We start from the raw sequence: 15,641 nt of genomic DNA, 5'->3' as shown, positions 1-15,641 counted from the left end.
CCTCGAAGTGAATTCAATGACGGGCGGCCGCGAGATACGCAAGCCAGTGGCGCTCCGCGCGGCGAAACGCCGCGACGAGTGCGAAAGATACCGCAAGATAGATCAGCGCGGCGATTCCGAACGACTGGAACGCCATGTAGGTCGCGGAATTCGCGTCGCGCGCGACCTTCAGGATATCGGGCACGGTCGCCGTGAACGCCACGGTCGTCGCATGCAGCATCAGGATCACCTCGTTGCTGTACAGCGGCAGCGCGCGGCGCAGCGCCGACGGCAGGATCACGCGGCAGTACATCGTGAACGGCGTCATCCCGTACGCACGCGCCGCCTCGACCTCGCCGTGCGGAATCGCGCGGATCGCACCCGCGAAGATCTCGGTCGTGTACGCGCAGGTGTTCAGCGCGAACGCGAGAATCGCGCAGTTGAAGCCGCTGCGGAAGAACGCGTCGAGCAGCGAGTGCGAACGCACGAACTCGAGGCTGTACATGCCCGTGTACATCAGCAGCAGTTGCACGTAGAGCGGCGTGCCGCGAAACACGTACGTGTAGAACCGCACGGGCATCGACACCCACTTCTTCTTCGACACGCGCGCGACCGCGAGCGGCACCGCGCACACGAAGCCGAACGAAATCGACGCAACGAGCAGCCACAGCGTCACCGCGAGGCCGGAGAGGCGCTGGCCGTCCCAGTAAAGGAACGCCTTGCCGAATTCCTGGAGGATCTCGATCATAGTTCTGCGTGCCGCACGCCCATGGAATAACGCTTCTCGAGCTGGATCAGCACGAGGTTGGAAACGGTCGTGATCGCGAGATAGATCAGCGCCGCGACGAGGATGAAGAAGAACATGTTGAACGTGCTCTTGCCGGCGTCCTGCGCGGCCTTCACGACGTCCGCGAGGCCGATGATCGACACCAGCGCGGTCGCCTTCACGAGCACCTGCCAGTTGTTCCCGATCCCGGGCAGCGCAAAGCGCATCATCTGCGGAAACATGATCCGCGCGAACACGCGCGCGCCGCTCATCCCGTACGCGGCACCGGCTTCGAGCTGGCCGCGCGGCACCGACAGGAACGCGCCGCGAAAGGTCTCGGTGAAGTACGCGCCGTAGATGAAGCCGAGCGTCAGCACGCCGGCGACGAACGGGTCGATGTCGATCTGGTCCCAGCCGACAAGGTCGGTGAACTGGTTCAGCCAGATCTGGATGCTGTAGAACAGCAGCAGCATCAGGACAAGATCGGGCACCGAGCGGATCAGCGTCGTATAACCGGTCGCGATCGCTCGCAGCAACCGGTTGGGCGACAGCTTCGCCACCGCGCCGATCAGCCCCAGCGCCACCGCAGTGGCGAGCGACAGCACCGACAGCTCGATGGTCTGCACGGTACCGGCCCAGAGGACAGGACCAAAGCCGTAAAGGAACACGCGCGTCTCCAGAGATGGAATGGATGCCGGCGCGTATGCGTGTCCCGCGCCGGGTTGACGCGGATAGTCGCAAGCGAAATTGATTGGCTCAAATCACCTGGCGCGCGCTTGCTGCGGCGCAGCAAACCTTCCCGCCATGTGCAACCGCGGCCTACGCCGCTGTTTCAAAAGGAAAAAAGCCGCTCCCTGACAAGCGGATAACGTGCAGGGAAGCGGGCTTTTTGCAATTTTCCGGTCGCTTTTTCGATATAGCGCCGGAGATGACCTACCGTCCCTTCAGGATGTCGGAGCGCGAAGTCGTATAGACAAGCCCGTCGGGGCCGAAATGGACGTTGAAGAACGCGTCGGTGTTGACGCCGTCCTCGAGCCAGCGCCAGCTCCAGACCGTCTCGGGCTTCAGCGGATACTGCGCGATGTCGCCGGGCTTGCCGAGCAGGCGCCGCACCTCGTCCTCGTTCATCCCTGGGCCCACCTTCGCAAAATTCTCGGCGGTCAGCACCTGCGTCGCGCCCGTGTAGCGCCCGCTCGCATCGAGATCGACGAACCATGTCTGGTTGCCCATCGGGCCGCGCGGATATTCGAGACGCTTCGAGCCGTCGGTGAACACGCGTTCGGTCTCGGGCTTGCCCATCGTGCCGCGCACGTCGGCCTCGGTCGATTCGCCGACCTTCAGCCCCTTCAGCAACAGCGGCGCGGGCTTGATCGCATTGAAGAAGTCCCTGATACGTTGCACGTTGAGCTCGCTTTGCTTGTCGTCGCAGCCAGTCAGCGCCAGCGCGGCGGCCAGCATCGTTACGGGAAGCAGCCGGAAACGGAAAATCATCGGAAGAAATACGCGTCGAGAAAACACGCGGCAAGGATACCCGCACGACGCCAAAAGTGCGAGACGGGCGCGCGGCCCGTCTCGTGTTCAATGCGTCGTTTCGGTTTGGGTTTCGGGTTCGGGCACGCGGCTCGCCGCGTGCGGCGCGCGCGGCACGGCCGGCGTCGCATGGATGCGGCGGCGCGTGCGCACGAGTTCGGCGAGCTGCCACGAACCGAGCGCCAGGCAGCCGAACAGCACCTCGCGGCCGCGCTTGACCAGCGCGAGCGACAGCGCCGTCTCGCGGTCGACGCCGAACATCTGCGCGAGCAGCACGACGGTCGCCTCCTGCACGCCAAGGCCTCCCGGCACCATGAACGCGGCATGCCGCACGGCCTGCGTCATCGCCTCGATCGCGATCGCGCCGCCGATCGACACCGGATGGCCGAGCAGCGCAAGCGCCCAGTAGATCTCGAGCGCGCCGAGCACGTAGCCGGCCAGTTGCCAGAAGAACGCGCTGAACAGCAGGCCCGTGCGCGACATCAGCCCGTCGATGTCGGCGTCGAACCGGCGGCCGTCGACGCCCTGCAGCAGCCGGTGCGAATCGCCGAGCAGGCGGCCCGCGAAACGCTCGATCGCGTGAAAGACGCCGCCGCGACGCATCAGCACGACGCCGAGCACCGGCAGCGGCAGCGTCAGCAGCAGCGCGAGGCCGATCGTGCCGCCGCCCATGTTGTCCGTCGTCGCGAGCAGCAGCACGAGGCCGAGCGCGGCGAACGCATACTGGACGACGATCGTCACGAGCACCTCGACGATCACCGACGCCGTCACGCGGCTCGCGTCGGGCACCTGCCAGCGCGCGAGCCGGATGCCGACGAGTTCGCCACCGATCCCGACCACGGGCAGCAGCCGGTTCACGGCCTCGCGCACGGTCGCGATCCACCACAGGAACGGCAGCGAACTGCGCCGGTCGAGCAGCAGGTGCCAGGCATACGCATCGAGCAGCAGCGGCAGCGCGTGGAACGGCACGAGCCACAGCAGCGCGTAACCGGCGCGCGCGAGCATCTGCGACACGTCGCCGACGCCTTCGTGCAGCCCCAGCGCGAGCAGGATGCCGATGCCGATCGGCCAGCCGAGCCACTTGATCCACTTGGTCATGACGGCCGCACTCCCGGTGCGCGCGACGCTTGCGCGCCGCGCCGGGCCGCTGGCTGGCCGAACACGTCGGCAAAGCCGCCGGTCGCGACGCCCGCGGCCTTCAGCGCGGCCGCGACGCGCGGCGACAGCAGCGCATCCAGTTCGTCGACCGGGCGGTAAGCGGCCATCGTCGGCGTGATCGGGCCGTCGCCGGCTTCGGCCGGATGGCAGTAGATCTCGCCGACACCCGGCGGCAGCGTCGCGAGCGCGTCGAGCAGCACGGCCTCGTCCATCGCGCCCGTACGCTCGATCCCGACCACGTAATCGTTGTGCGCGAGCCCCGCGCGGTCGAGCCGCGCGCGCACGAGCGCGATCCACGGCTTGAGCAGCGCGGGCGCGGTCGTCTCGTACGGCAGCCGCACCGCGCGCAGCCCGTAGTCGCGGCCAATCTCGATGATCATCGACAGCACGGTCGGATGCAGGTGGAAATGCTTGTGCGCGTTCACGTGGTCGAGCGGCAGGCCGCTCGACGCGAACGCGTCGAACTGCGCGCGGATCTCGCGGCGCAGCTGCGCACGCACGTGCGGCAGGAAGAAGAAACGGCAACCGTCCTTCGCCATCGCGTCGCCGAACCGCCCGTCGGGGCCGACGAGCGCGGGAATTTCATGCGCGGGCAGCGTGGCCGGCCCGTCCGCGAGGACGAGATGCAGGCCGACCGCGAGCGACGGCAGCCGTCGCGCGCGCTCGATCGCATCCTGCGCCGCGGGCGCGCCAACCATCAGGCTTGCAGCGTTCAGCACACCGTCGCGGTGCGCACGCTCGACCGCCGCGTTGACGCGCGGATGCAGCCCGAAGTCGTCCGCGGTGAAGATCAGCCCCCGCGCCGCCCGCTGCGTCGCCACGAATCAGGCCTCGTGCGCGCGCAGGAAGCGGAAGAACTCGACACCTTCGCGCAGGCGGCGCTTCATCATCTCCCAGCTCGTCAGCATCTCGCGGACGATCTCCCAGATCTTCGACGGACGGAAGTAGAACTGGCGATAGAACTGCTCGAGGTGGTGATAGATCTCGTCGCGCGACAGATGCGCGTAGCCAATCGCCGCGAGCTGCACGCCTTCCTTGCTCACCAGGTTGATGGTCTTGTTCTCTTCCATCCAGCCGTTTTCCACGGCCTGCTTGTAGAGCGTCGTGCCCGGATAGGGCGCGGCGAGCGAGACCTGGATCGTGTGCGGATTGATTTCCTTCGCGTACTCGATCGTCTTCTTGATGGTTTCCTGCGTCTCGCCCGGCAGGCCGAGAATGAAGGTGCCGTGGATCTTGATGCCGAGCTTCTTGCAGTCCGCGCTGAAGCGGCGCGCGAAATCGGTGCGCACGCCCTTCTTGATGTTCACGAGGATCTGGTCGTCGCCGGATTCGAAGCCGACCAGCAGCAGGCGCAGGCCGTTTTCCTTCATGATCTTGAGCGACTTGTACGGCACGTTGGCCTTCGCGTTGCACGACCACGTCATGCCGAGCTTGCCCAGACCGATGGCGATGGCTTCGGCGCGCGGCAGGTCGTCGGTGAAGGTGTCGTCGTCGAACATCAGTTCCTTCACTTCCGGCATGTTGTCGCGGATCCACTTCGCTTCCGCGAGCACGTTCTCGACCGAGCGCGTGCGGTAGCGATGGCCGCTGACCGTCTGCGGCCACAGGCAGAACGTGCAACGCGACTTGCAGCCGCGGCCCGTGTAGATCGATACGTACGGGTAGTTCAGGTAGCCGATGAAGTAGTTGTCGATCTTCAGGTCGCGCTTGTAGATGGGCGCGACGAACGGCAGTTCGTCCATGTTCTCGAGGATCGGACGCGCTTCGTTGTGTTCGATCGAGCCGTCCTTCGCGCGCCAGCTCAAGCCCTGGATCTCGGGGAACGGCTTGCCTTCGGCGATTTCCTTGCAGGTGTAGTCGAATTCCTCGCGGCACACGAAGTCGATTGCCTCGCTCGCCGTGAGCGAGTTGTGCGGATCGACCATCACCTTCGCGCCCACCATGCCGACCAGCATCGACGGCTTCATCTTCTTGAGATCCTGCGCGAACATCGCGTCGGTCGGGAACGACGGCGTGCTCGTGTGGATGATCACGAGGTCGTAGTCGTTGGCGATCTTCAGCGTCTCCTCGACCGACAGGCCGTCGGCCGGCGCATCGACGACGCGGCTGCCCGGCACGAGCGCGGCCGGCTGCGCGAGCCACGTCGGATACCAGAAGGAACGGATTTCGCGCTTCGCCTGATAGCGCGAGCCGGCTCCGCCGTCGAAGCCGTCATACGAAGGGGCCTGCAAGAACAGCGTTTTCATGAATGCTCCGGTAGCCTGCATAGTTCGATTCGTTGCAACGATTCAATCAAAAAACCGCGGGCCGCCCTGCCGGCGCCCGCCTCTCTGTCATGTCGCTCCGCGCGGCTTCGCCGCGCAGCGCGTCTCGGCCCTCGGGCCGGGTTCGATCGGGAACGGCCCTAACGGCCGTCCACCGCTTCCACGCCCGCCGTCGCGCGTTCGCCGCCGACGACGGTCATCCTGGCGCCGCGCCACACGACATGCGTGCCGAACGCGGCCGCGAGCCACTCGAGCGCGAGCAGCGTGTCGCGCACCGCGACGAGCGGCAGATCGCGCCAGAACGCGCGCCAGCCGTCCTCGCCGCGCGCATGCAGCACGAGCCGCCCGAATGCGCCGACAACGGCCGCCCCGCCCGCCAGCGTGCCGGCGAAAGTCCCGTCGAGACGCAGCGCGAGCGCCGCGCCGATCGCGAGCCACGGCGCGGTGAATGTAATGAACAGGAACGCGAAGCCGGCCGGGTTCAGCGAACGGATCGTGCGCAGCCAGCGCGTCTCGCGGTGCCATAGCGGCCCGAACGCCGGCTCGATCACGTCGGTCGCGACCTCGACCTCCGACAGCACGGTGCGCCGCCCGAGGCGGCGCGGCAGCTCGGCAAGCCAGAAATCGTCGGCCAGCTCGTCCTTCAGCGCGAGAAAACCGCCGATCCGGTCTAGCGTATCGCGCGTCAGCGCGAGCGTCGCGCCGAAGCCGAAGCGGCTCGAGCGGCCGAGGTGCGTGATCCGCACCGACGGCGCGAACCACGCGTCGACGAACTGCGCGCCGATCCGTGTCCAGAATCCGCCGACGCTGCGCGCATGATACAGGCACGTGACGACACCGACCGACGCATCGGCGAGCGGTGCCGTCACGCGCTCCAGATAGTCGGGCTTCACCGCGATGTCGCTGTCCGCGATCACGATGCGGCCGTACTTCGCGCGTTCGGCGAGATTGATCAGGTTGCTGACCTTCAGGTTCTTGCCGTGCACGCGTGCGTTGATCACCAGCGTGATGTCGCACTCGGGATAGTCGGCGCGCAGCCGTTCGACGACGGCGATGGCCGGATCGACCGCCGACGCGACGCCGAACAGCACTTCATAACGCGGATGGCGCTGCTCGCAGAACGTCGCGAGGTTTTCGTACAGGTGCGGCTCCGCGCCGCACAGCGGCTTGAGCACGCTGACCGGCTCGAAGCCGTCGCGCGCGGCCGTGCGCGGCGTGCGCGGCCGCGGCGCGAAGGCGGCGACGAGCGCATAGCCGGCCGCGGCCAGCGTGAACACGATCAGGAGCCAGTCGAGCAGCGTCGCGGTTGGCGTCATGCGTAACGCCTCCCGGCGACCTGAACGCCACGGAGAACGCTCGAGCGTGATTGAGCGTGATGCGGTATTCCGACAACGACGAACGCGGGCACGACCCGACTCCTTGTTCCAGCAGCGTCTGTGTATGAGGGAGGCACGCCCCCGTTCTTCGGGTGCGGCCAAGCCCGGCTTCGCGTGGCGCCTCTCCGCGCGACACCCGGACGGGATACGGGAAGACTCGAATGGCTACCATCGGCACAACATGGGCAGGCGCCGGATTTTATCAGCCTGCGGCACCCCGCGCTCGGCACTACGAGAAACGGACTGGTGCAATTCCCGCAAAGCTGTGCAGCCGGCGAACCATTCGAGAGCAACCGCGTTCACATTAGCGTAAGCGCTTTGCAGGCGTATTGCAGTCTTGAAAATCAAACGTTTCGTGCAAATTTGTATGTCGATGCGGATTCACATCCAATCGCCGTAAAGATTGGTAATTAATCAGCAATTGGATTGATTTTTGCAACAATCACCGAAATCGCCCCTGCATCCCTGAAAGGCGCATGGGTATCGGCGCGTCGCCAGCACGTTCCGGAACCCTTTGGCAAAATCCTTGGCATTTGTTGCGTAAGCGCATCACCATGCCCCCATTCGAAGGCCACCCGATGACTCCGTTTTCCGTACTCGATCTCGCCCCCATTCCGGCCGGCGCCGACGCCTCCCAGGCTTTCCGCAACACCGTCGATCTCGCGCAGCATGCGGAACGCTGGGGCTACCAGCGCTACTGGCTCGCCGAGCATCACAACATGCCCGGCATCGCGAGCGCGGCGACCGCCGTCGTGATCGGCCATGTCGCGGGCGCCACGAAGACGATCCGTGTCGGCTCGGGCGGCATCATGCTGCCGAACCACGCGCCGCTCGTGATCGCCGAGCAGTTCGGCACGCTCGCGTCGCTGTACCCGGGGCGCATCGACCTCGGCCTCGGCCGCGCGCCCGGCACCGACCAGACCACGTCGCGCGCGCTGCGCCGCGACCTGATCGGCAGCGCCGACTCGTTTCCGGACGATGTCGCCGAGCTGCAGCGCTACTTCGCCGAGCCGGTGCCCGGGCAGCGCGTGCGCGCGGTGCCCGGCGCGGGGCTCGACGTGCCCGTGTGGTTGCTCGGTTCGAGCCTGTTCAGCGCCCAGCTCGCCGCGATGCTCGGACTGCCGTTCGCGTTCGCGTCGCACTTCGCGCCGGACTACCTGATGCGCGCGCTCGAGATCTATCGCGCCCAGTACCGGCCGTCGGCCGCGTGGCCGAAGCCGCACGCGATGGTCGGCGTCAACGTGTTCGCGGCCGATACCGACGACGAGGCGCGACGCCTGTTCACGTCGCTGCAGCAGCAGTTCATCAACCTGCGGCGCGGCACGCCGGGCAAGCTGCCGCCGCCCGTCGACGTGCTCGAGGCGAACGAGCTCGAACTCGCGAACGTCGCGCACTCGCTGTCGTTCGCGGCGGTCGGCTCGCGCGACACGGTGCGCGACAAGCTGCGCGACCGCATCGCGCAAACGGGTGCCGACGAGCTGATCATCACCGCGCAGATCTACGATCACGCCGCGCGGCTGCGCTCGTTCGAACTGGCCGCGCAGATCCGCGACGAGTTCGCGAACGAGGCGCGCTGACGGCACGGGCGTGCCGCCGGGCGGCCTGCCCCGCATCACTGCGGGTGCACGGCCTCCAGCCCGTCGAGCAGCGCCTTGTGGAACGCGTCCGGGTCCTGGATCTGCGGCGCGTGCCCAAGCGCCGGGAATTCGACGAGCCGCGCGCCGGGGATCGCCGCCTGCGTGCGCTTCGCGAGTTCCGGATAGTGGCCGAGCTTCGCGTGCACGTCGGGCGGCGCGACGTCCTTGCCGATCGCGGTCGTGTCCTTGTCGCCGATCAGCAGCAGCGTCGGCACGCGGATCGCGCCGAGTTCGTAGACCACCGGCTGCGTGAGGATCATGTCGTAGATCAGCGCGGAGTTCCACGCGACCGCGTCGCGACCGGCGCCGCGGTACATCCCGGCGAGCATCTGCACCCAGCGCTCGTACGACGGCGACCACTTGCCCGCGTAGTACGTGCCCTGCTCGTAGCGGCGGATGCCGTCCGCTGTGGTCTTCTGTTCACGCGCATACCAGTAGTCGACCGACAGCGGCGGCACGCCGAGCGCCTTCCAGTCCTCGAGACCGATCGGGTTGACGAGCACGAGCTGGTCGGTCGCCTTCGGATACATCAGCGCGTAGCGCATCGCGAGCATCCCGCCCGTCGAGTGGCCGACGATCGTCGCCGACTTCACGCCGACCGATTCGAGCAGCGCGTGCGTGTTGCGCGCAAGCTGCTGGAAGCTGTACTGGTAGCGATCGGGTTTCGACGACTTGCAGAAGCCGATCTGGTCCGGCGCGATCACGCGATAGCCGGCGCGGCTCAGCACGCCGATCGTGTCCTCCCAGGTCGCCGCGCAGAAGTTCTTCCCGTGCAGCAGCACGACGGTGCGGCCGTTCGGGTGCGCCGGCTGCACGTCGAGGTACGCCATCTCGAGGGTTTCGCGCTGCGACACGAACGCATAGCCATGCACGGTCTCCGGATAGGTGAACCCTTCCAGACGCGGGCCGTACACAGGCCCGTCGTTGCCGGCGGGCGCGGCGACGGCCACGACAGGCATGGCGCATGCGACGGTAACGCCCGCGCCGAGCACGGCGGCGCGCGCGGCAAACAACATCTTGCAAATCGAAAGCATGGCGATCACGGTGATTGGAGACGCACGCGGGCAACCAGGCCGCCTCGCGCCCCGCGATTCTACGCGGTCGCGTGACGACGGCGCGCAACACCCCGGGGCCGCGCAACTTCCGCGCACGCGACGAACTCGGGTATCGTGTGACGTGACCCTGAAACGCGTGCAGGCGAATTCCCATGAAAAACGTCCTCAGCATTCAGTCGCACGTCATCTACGGCCATGCCGGCAACAGTGCGGCCGTGTTCCCGATGCAGCGCCTCGGCATCAACGTCTGGCCGCTCAATACCGTCCAGTTGTCGAATCACATGCAGTACGGCCACTGGGCCGGCAGCGCGATCGATGCCGCGAAGATGGAGCAGCTCGTCGACGGCATCGCCGCGATCGGCGCGCTCAAGCGCTGCGACGCCGTGCTGTCCGGCTTCCTCGGGTCGCCGCCGCAGGCGCGTGCGACGGTCGACATCGTGCGCGCGGTGAAGGCGATGAACCCGAACGCGTGGTACTTCTGCGATCCCGCGATGGGCCAGACGGGCGGCATCCGGCCCGAGCCCGGCGTCGAGGAATTCATCGTCCGCGAGATGCCGGGGCTTGCCGACGGCATGTCGCCGAACCACACCGAACTGCAGAAGCTCGCCGGGCGGCGTATCGAGACCGTCGCCGAAGCCGTCGACGCGTGCCGCGCGCTGATCCGCCGCGGCCCGCAGATCATCCTCGTCAAGCACCTGCACGACCGCAACAGCCCCGCCGACCGCTTCAACATGCTCGCCGTCACCGAAACCGAGGCGTGGATCGGCCAGCGTCCGCTGTACGCGTTTCCGCGCCATCCAGTCGGCGTCGGCGACCTGACCAGCGCGATCTTCGTCGCGTGCCGGCTGCGCGGCGACTCCGTGCGCGCCGCGTTCGAGCACACGCTCGCGGCCGTGCATGCAGTCGTGAAGGCCACCTACGATGCGCGCCGCTACGAGCTCGAACTCGTCGCCGCACAGGACGAGATCGCGCGCCCGAGCGAATGGTTCGGCGCGTGGGTGACGGACGCCTGACGCGTCGGCACCGCCCTCGGCATCCCCGGCGCGCATCTCGCGCCGCCCTGCTTTTCCGCCCGCCCCTCCTGCGCCACGACCATTGGCGATAGGCGTCCCGATACCGGTTCGATGCGCATGCAAACGTTTCCGGACTTCACATGAATGACACCGATTCCTCGCTATGCTCGCGGCGGCACGAACAGGCGCAGCCGCATCCTGCGACCCGGGCGCGCCCTTCCCGCAGGTCCCGCCAATCGGCTCCTTCCTTTACCGCACGATAACGACCATGACCCGATCGAACCGTCGTGACTTCCTGCGCGTCGCCGCCGGCACCGCCGGCGCCGCCGCGCTGAACCTGTTTCCGCCCGTGATCCGCGATGCGCTCGCGATTCCCGCAAACCGCCGCACCGGCACGATCCGCGACATCGAACACATCGTGATCCTGATGCAGGAGAACCGCTCGTTCGACCACTACTTCGGCACGATGCGCGGTGTCCGCGGCTTCGGCGATCCACGCCCGCTGCGCCTCGCGAACGGCAAGTCGGTGTTCCATCAGCCGGTCGGCCCGGCCGAGCTGCTGCCGTTCCACCCGGGCGCGGACAAGCTCGGCCTGCAGTTCCTGCAGGACCTGCCGCACGGCTGGCAGGACATGCACGCCGCCTGGAACAAGGGCCGCTACGACCAGTGGGTGCCGAACAAGGGCACCACGACGATGGCGTACCTGAAGCGCGACGACATCCCGTTCCACTACCAGCTCGCCGACGCGTTCACGATCTGCGACGCGTATCACTGCGCGATCCCGAGCTCGACCGACCCGAACCGCTATTACATGTGGACGGGCTACGTCGGCAACGACGGCACGGGCGGCGGCCCGGTGCTCGGCAACGAGGAACAGGGCTACGGCTGGACCACCTATCCGGAAGTGCTCGAACAGGCCGGCGTGTCGTGGAAGATCTACCAGGACGTCGGCACGGGGCTCGACGCGAACGGCTCGTGGGGCTGGACGCAAAACCCGTACATCGGCAATTACGGCGACAATTCGCTGCTCTACTTCAACCAGTACCGCACCGCGCTGCCCGGCACGCCGCTGTACAACAAGGCGCGCACCGGCACCAACATCAGCGCGGGCGGCACGCTGTTCGACGTGCTGCAGCAGGACGTGAAGAACGGCACGCTGCCGCAGGTGTCGTGGATCTGCGCGCCGGAAGCGTATTCCGAGCACCCGAACTGGCCCGCGAACTACGGCGCGTGGTACATCGAGCAGGTGCTGCAGGCGCTCGTATCGAATCCCGACGTGTGGAGCAAGACCGCGCTCTTCATCACGTACGACGAGAACGACGGCTTCTTCGACCACGTGCCGCCGCCGTTCGCGCCGCAATCGCGCGACAACGGGCTGTCGACGGTCGCGACGACCAACGAGGTGTTCGCCGGCGACGCGTCGCACATGGCCGGCCCGTACGGGCTCGGGCCGCGCGTGCCGATGCTCGTCGTGTCGCCGTGGACCAAGGGCGGCTGGCTCTGCTCGCAGACCTTCGATCACACGTCGCTGCTGCAATTCATTGAGGCGCGGTTCGGCGCACAATACCCGGTCAAGGCCGGCAACGTGTCGCCGTGGCGCCGTACGGTGTGCGGCGACCTGACCGCCGCGTTCGACTTCGCGACGGCCGACGCCGGCTGGCCGACACTACCCGACACGAGCGGCTACGCGCCGCCCGACCGTACCCGTCACCCCGACTACATCCCCGTGCCGCCGGTGCTGCAGAAGCTGCCGAAGCAGGAGGCCGGGCTGCGTCCGGCGCGCGCGCTGCCGTACGAGCTGTTCGTGCACGGCCGCGTCGAAGCCGAGAACGGCCAGTTCCGGCTGACCTTCGCGAACACGGGCGGTGCGGGCGCGGCGTTCCAGGTCCAGTCGCGCAACCGCCTCGACGGCCCGTGGGCATACACGGTCGAAGCCGGCAAGCGGATCGCCGATACGTGGAGCGCCGCACCGTCGCTCGGCCTGTACGACCTCGACGTGTACGGCCCGAACGGCTTCTACTGCCATTTCCGCGGCCCGTTCGCGACCGGCGTCGGCAGCGCGAGCGTGAACCCCGAGGTGATCTACGGCTACGACGTCGCGAACGGCAACATCACGCTGCGCCTGATGAACCGCGGCCACAAGGCCGTGCGGCTCAAGGTCACGAACGCATACGGCCACGGCCGCGCGCGCACGTTCGATCTCGCGCCGGGTGCGCGGGTCGACGACTACTGGGATCTGCGCGGCAGCCACGGCTGGTACGACCTGACTGTCAGCGACGGCCGGCTGCTCGGCTTCCTGCGCCGCTTCGCGGGCCACGTCGAGACGGGGCGCCCGAGCACCAGCGATCCGCTGATCCGCACGACCGCGTCCCACAGTGACGCCGAAGCCGCATCGGACGCGCTGTCCGACTGACGGCGTCCCACGCGCGGCGCGGCCCCCGGCGGGTCGCGCCGCCTGTCTGCCCCGCATCGCTCCCCCGCCTCCTCGCCCGTTCCGTTCGCGACGGGAAACTCCCGATACCGGCCGCCGCCGCACGCGCGGAAGCTATGCGCAAATCCGCACCGAATGCGCAGCAAATTGCCAAGACCCGCGCAAATCGGCGACCTATCTATATATCGAGGCGATCGGGGCTCCTCGCGGAGCCTGACGGGAGATTCTTTCGAAAAGCATGATGCCGGCCTCCCCGCCCGATTCCGAGAAGCGGTCGAACCGCCCGCCCGTCGCACGCGCCCGGCCTGCCCTGACGCGTGCGGTATCCACTCGCAGGTGTCGAACAAGAGGAACAACATGAAATTCCGTCATTCCCTGCTGTCGGTGTCGATTGCATCCGCGCTTGCCCTCCTCTCGCAACAGGCCGCCCAGGCCGCCGACGCAACCGACGTGAAGGTCGGCTTCGCCGCGCCGCTCACGGGCGTGAACGCCGGCTACGGCAAGGACCTGCAGAACGGCGTGCAGCTCGCGCTCGACGACGCTGCCGCGCAGAAGGTGAAGATCGCCGGCAAGCCCGCGCATTTCAATCTCGTCGTGCAGGACGACCAGGCCGACCCGCGCATCGGCGTGCAGGCCGCGCAGGCGCTTGTCGACCAGAACGTGTCGGTCGTGGTCGGCCACTTCAACTCGGGGACCACGATCCCGGCGTCGGTCGTCTACGACAAGGCCGGCATCCCGGTGATCGATCCGGCCGCGACCAACTCGACGCTCACGTCGCGCGGGCTCGCGAACATGTTCATGGTGATCGCGACCGACGGCCAGAATGCCGGCAACGCGGGCAAGTACGCGGTCGACGTGACGAAGGCGAAGCGCATCGCGATCATCGACGACCGCACCGCGTTCGGCCAGGGCGAGGCCGACGAGTTCGAGAAGGCCGTGAAGGCCGCCGGCGGCACCATCATCGGCCGCGAGTTCACGAACAACCAGGCGGTCGACTTCCGCGCGCAGATCACGAGCCTGAAGGGCAAGAACCCCGACCTGATCTTCTTCGGCGGCCTCGATGCGCTCGCCGCGAACTTCGTCAAGCAGATGCACCAGCTCGGGCTGACCGCGCAATTCGTCGGCGGCGGCGGCGTGAAGGACAACGAGTTCATCAAGATCGCGGGCCCGGCCGCCGAAGGCGCGATGGCGTGGGAATACGGCCGGCCGCTCGACGAGCTGCCGCAAGGGAAGGACTTCGAGCAGCGCTTCAAGAAGCGCTTTGGCGTCGACGTGCTGTCGTACGCGCAGTTCGGCTACGACGCGGCCTGGGCGGCGATCAAGGCGATGCAGGCGGCCGGCTCGACCGACCCGAAGGTCTATCGCCCGGCGCTCAAGAAGATCGACTTCGAAGGGGTCACCGGCCGCATCTCGTTCGCGAACGACGGCTCGCTGAAGAGCGGGATGTCGACGCTGTACCAGGTGAAGAGCGGCGCGTGGAAGACGATCGTGTCGAAGGGAGGCTGATCGGCGGCGGCCGGGCGGCGGAAACGCCGCCCGGCCCGGAGATCGGCGCAGTTACATCGATCTCGTATGACGACTGATGTTGACGCGATTCGACCGGGCCCGCGGCAACGCGGGCAACGTAGCCCGGCGTGTCAGCTGGCCTGCGTGTCGCGCTCGGCCTCGGCCGCCTCGTGTGCGCGGCGCAGCCGCTCGCGGCTGTTGGTGAGGTGCGTGCGCATCGCGGCGCGTGCGGCCTCCGGGTCGTGGCGCGCGATCGCCTCGTAGATATCCTCGTGCTCGTGGTTCAGCCGGCCGACGTAGCGCTCGAGGTCGTCGCCGGCAAAACGCGCCGAGTTCACGCGCGTGCGCGGGATGATCGACGTGCCGAGCTGCGTCATGATGTCGACGAAATAGCGGTTGCCGGTGGACTGCGCGATCTGAAGATGGAACTGGAAGTCGAGCTGCGCCGTGTCGCGACCGCCGCCCGCGCCCGTCGCGATCGCGTCGAGCGCGCGCCGCAGCGCCGCGAGGTCGGTATCGTTCGCGCGCTGTGCGGCGAGGCTCGCGCATTCGCTCTCGAGGCTGATGCGCAGTTCCAGCACGGCGAGCACGTCGCGCAGCGTCGTGATCGTCGCCGGATCGATGCCGAGCGTCTGGCGGCGCGACGGCTCCAGCACGAAGCTGCCGATGCCGTGGCGCGTCTCGACGAGGCCGCTCGCCTGCATCCGCGAGATCGCCTCGCGCACGACCGTGCGGCTCACGCCCTGCGCCGCCATGACTTCGGTTTCGGTCGGCAGCTTGTCGCCGGGACGCAGCGTGCCGTTTTCGATCTGCGCGGTCAGCGCGTCGACGACATCTTGTGCGAGGCTGCGTGCGCGACGGCGCGGCGCTGCGGGAAGCGTGGGCACGGACATGAGGCCGGTTCCTTTTAGAATGATCGTAATGTG

13 protein-coding genes are annotated in these 15,641 nt (G+C 67.5%); 4 read left to right on the top strand and 9 right to left on the bottom strand.

Going from position 1 to position 15,641, the window contains the following annotated elements; all coding sequences use genetic code 11:
- Positions 1 to 13 precede the first annotated feature (13 nt).
- The 7 genes from CUJ89_RS06035 to hpnI all read right to left on the bottom strand — a co-directional run bounded on the left by CUJ89_RS06035 (position 14) and on the right by hpnI (position 7,013).
- Entirely contained in the window at positions 14 to 727 is a 714-nt protein-coding gene (locus CUJ89_RS06035) for an ABC transporter permease (RefSeq protein ID WP_114176551.1), read from the bottom strand.
- A complete protein-coding gene (locus CUJ89_RS06030; protein WP_114176550.1) occupies positions 724 to 1,413 on the bottom strand; it encodes an ABC transporter permease in 690 nt (229 codons plus the stop codon). The genes CUJ89_RS06035 and CUJ89_RS06030 overlap by 4 nt, the downstream gene beginning before the upstream one ends.
- Positions 1,414 to 1,678: 265 nt before the next feature.
- A complete protein-coding gene (locus CUJ89_RS06025; protein WP_114176549.1) occupies positions 1,679 to 2,236 on the bottom strand; it encodes a hypothetical protein in 558 nt (185 codons plus the stop codon).
- 87 nt (positions 2,237 to 2,323) lie between these two features.
- The gene (locus CUJ89_RS06020; protein ID WP_114176548.1) at positions 2,324 to 3,373 is read right to left on the bottom strand and encodes an HpnL family protein; all 1,050 of its coding nucleotides are present in this window, start codon (positions 3,371 to 3,373) and stop codon (positions 2,324 to 2,326) included.
- Positions 3,370 to 4,254 carry a hopanoid biosynthesis-associated protein HpnK gene (gene hpnK, locus CUJ89_RS06015; protein WP_114176547.1) on the bottom strand — a complete coding sequence of 295 codons (885 nt, stop codon included), beginning with the start codon at positions 4,252 to 4,254 and terminating at the stop codon, positions 3,370 to 3,372. Before hpnK ends, CUJ89_RS06020 begins: the two co-directional genes overlap by 4 nt.
- Before the next feature lie 3 nt (positions 4,255 to 4,257).
- On the bottom strand, positions 4,258 to 5,700 hold the full coding sequence (hpnJ, locus tag CUJ89_RS06010; RefSeq protein ID WP_321970383.1) for a hopanoid biosynthesis associated radical SAM protein HpnJ: 1,443 nt from the start codon (positions 5,698 to 5,700) through the stop codon (positions 4,258 to 4,260).
- A 137-nt stretch (positions 5,701 to 5,837) separates the two neighbouring features.
- Positions 5,838 to 7,013 (bottom strand): bacteriohopanetetrol glucosamine biosynthesis glycosyltransferase HpnI, encoded by a 1,176-nt coding sequence (gene hpnI / locus CUJ89_RS06005; RefSeq protein WP_114176545.1) that lies wholly within the window; start codon positions 7,011 to 7,013, stop codon positions 5,838 to 5,840.
- Between the two features lie 638 nt (positions 7,014 to 7,651).
- Here hpnI and CUJ89_RS06000 point away from each other — a divergent pair.
- Positions 7,652 to 8,650, top strand: coding sequence for an LLM class flavin-dependent oxidoreductase (locus CUJ89_RS06000; protein ID WP_114176544.1), 999 nt, complete (start codon positions 7,652 to 7,654; stop codon positions 8,648 to 8,650).
- Between the two features lie 35 nt (positions 8,651 to 8,685).
- Here CUJ89_RS06000 and CUJ89_RS05995 read toward each other — a convergent pair whose 3' ends face one another.
- Positions 8,686 to 9,744 carry an alpha/beta fold hydrolase gene (locus CUJ89_RS05995; protein ID WP_114176543.1) on the bottom strand — a complete coding sequence of 353 codons (1,059 nt, stop codon included), beginning with the start codon at positions 9,742 to 9,744 and terminating at the stop codon, positions 8,686 to 8,688.
- 173 nt (positions 9,745 to 9,917) lie between these two features.
- Here CUJ89_RS05995 and pdxY point away from each other — a divergent pair, with 173 nt between their 5' ends.
- The 3 genes from pdxY to CUJ89_RS05975 all read left to right on the top strand — a co-directional run bounded on the left by pdxY (position 9,918) and on the right by CUJ89_RS05975 (position 14,715).
- Positions 9,918 to 10,778: a pyridoxal kinase PdxY gene (pdxY, locus tag CUJ89_RS05990; protein ID WP_114176542.1), complete on the top strand. Its 861-nt coding sequence runs from the start codon at positions 9,918 to 9,920 to the stop codon at positions 10,776 to 10,778.
- A 268-nt stretch (positions 10,779 to 11,046) separates the two neighbouring features.
- Entirely contained in the window at positions 11,047 to 13,191 is a 2,145-nt protein-coding gene (locus tag CUJ89_RS05985; RefSeq protein WP_114176541.1) for a phosphocholine-specific phospholipase C, read from the top strand.
- Positions 13,192 to 13,566: 375 nt separating this feature from the next.
- Entirely contained in the window at positions 13,567 to 14,715 is a 1,149-nt protein-coding gene (locus CUJ89_RS05975) for a branched-chain amino acid ABC transporter substrate-binding protein (protein ID WP_114176540.1), read from the top strand.
- A gap of 131 nt (positions 14,716 to 14,846) precedes the next feature.
- Here CUJ89_RS05975 and CUJ89_RS05970 read toward each other — a convergent pair whose 3' ends face one another.
- Positions 14,847 to 15,608 (bottom strand): FadR/GntR family transcriptional regulator, encoded by a 762-nt coding sequence (locus CUJ89_RS05970; protein WP_089450172.1) that lies wholly within the window; start codon positions 15,606 to 15,608, stop codon positions 14,847 to 14,849.
- Positions 15,609 to 15,641: the final 33 nt, after the last annotated feature.

Origin of the sequence: Burkholderia pyrrocinia, from assembly GCF_003330765.1 — a bacterium.
Taxonomy (GTDB): Bacteria; Pseudomonadota; Gammaproteobacteria; order Burkholderiales; family Burkholderiaceae; genus Burkholderia; species Burkholderia pyrrocinia_B.
The sequence above is the reverse complement of the archived record's forward strand: the minus strand, read 5'-3'. Positions and strand labels throughout refer to the sequence as shown.

Excerpts from the sequence above, each read along its gene's own strand:
- CUJ89_RS06035 (WP_114176551.1), bottom strand. The coding sequence starts at position 727 with ATGATCGAGATCCTCCAGGAATTCGGCAAGGCGTTCCTTTACTGGGAC.
- CUJ89_RS06025 (WP_114176549.1), bottom strand. The coding sequence starts at position 2,236 with ATGATTTTCCGTTTCCGGCTGCTTCCCGTAACGATGCTGGCCGCCGCG.
- CUJ89_RS06020 (WP_114176548.1), bottom strand. The coding sequence starts at position 3,373 with ATGACCAAGTGGATCAAGTGGCTCGGCTGGCCGATCGGCATCGGCATC.
- hpnJ (WP_321970383.1), bottom strand. The coding sequence starts at position 5,700 with ATGCAGGCTACCGGAGCATTCATGAAAACGCTGTTCTTGCAGGCCCCT.
- hpnI (WP_114176545.1), bottom strand. The coding sequence starts at position 7,013 with ATGACGCCAACCGCGACGCTGCTCGACTGGCTCCTGATCGTGTTCACG.
- CUJ89_RS06000 (WP_114176544.1), top strand. The coding sequence starts at position 7,652 with ATGACTCCGTTTTCCGTACTCGATCTCGCCCCCATTCCGGCCGGCGCC.
- CUJ89_RS05995 (WP_114176543.1), bottom strand. The coding sequence starts at position 9,744 with ATGCTTTCGATTTGCAAGATGTTGTTTGCCGCGCGCGCCGCCGTGCTC.
- pdxY (WP_114176542.1), top strand. The coding sequence starts at position 9,918 with ATGAAAAACGTCCTCAGCATTCAGTCGCACGTCATCTACGGCCATGCC.
- CUJ89_RS05985 (WP_114176541.1), top strand. The coding sequence starts at position 11,047 with ATGACCCGATCGAACCGTCGTGACTTCCTGCGCGTCGCCGCCGGCACC.
- CUJ89_RS05975 (WP_114176540.1), top strand. The coding sequence starts at position 13,567 with ATGAAATTCCGTCATTCCCTGCTGTCGGTGTCGATTGCATCCGCGCTT.
- CUJ89_RS05970 (WP_089450172.1), bottom strand. The coding sequence starts at position 15,608 with ATGTCCGTGCCCACGCTTCCCGCAGCGCCGCGCCGTCGCGCACGCAGC.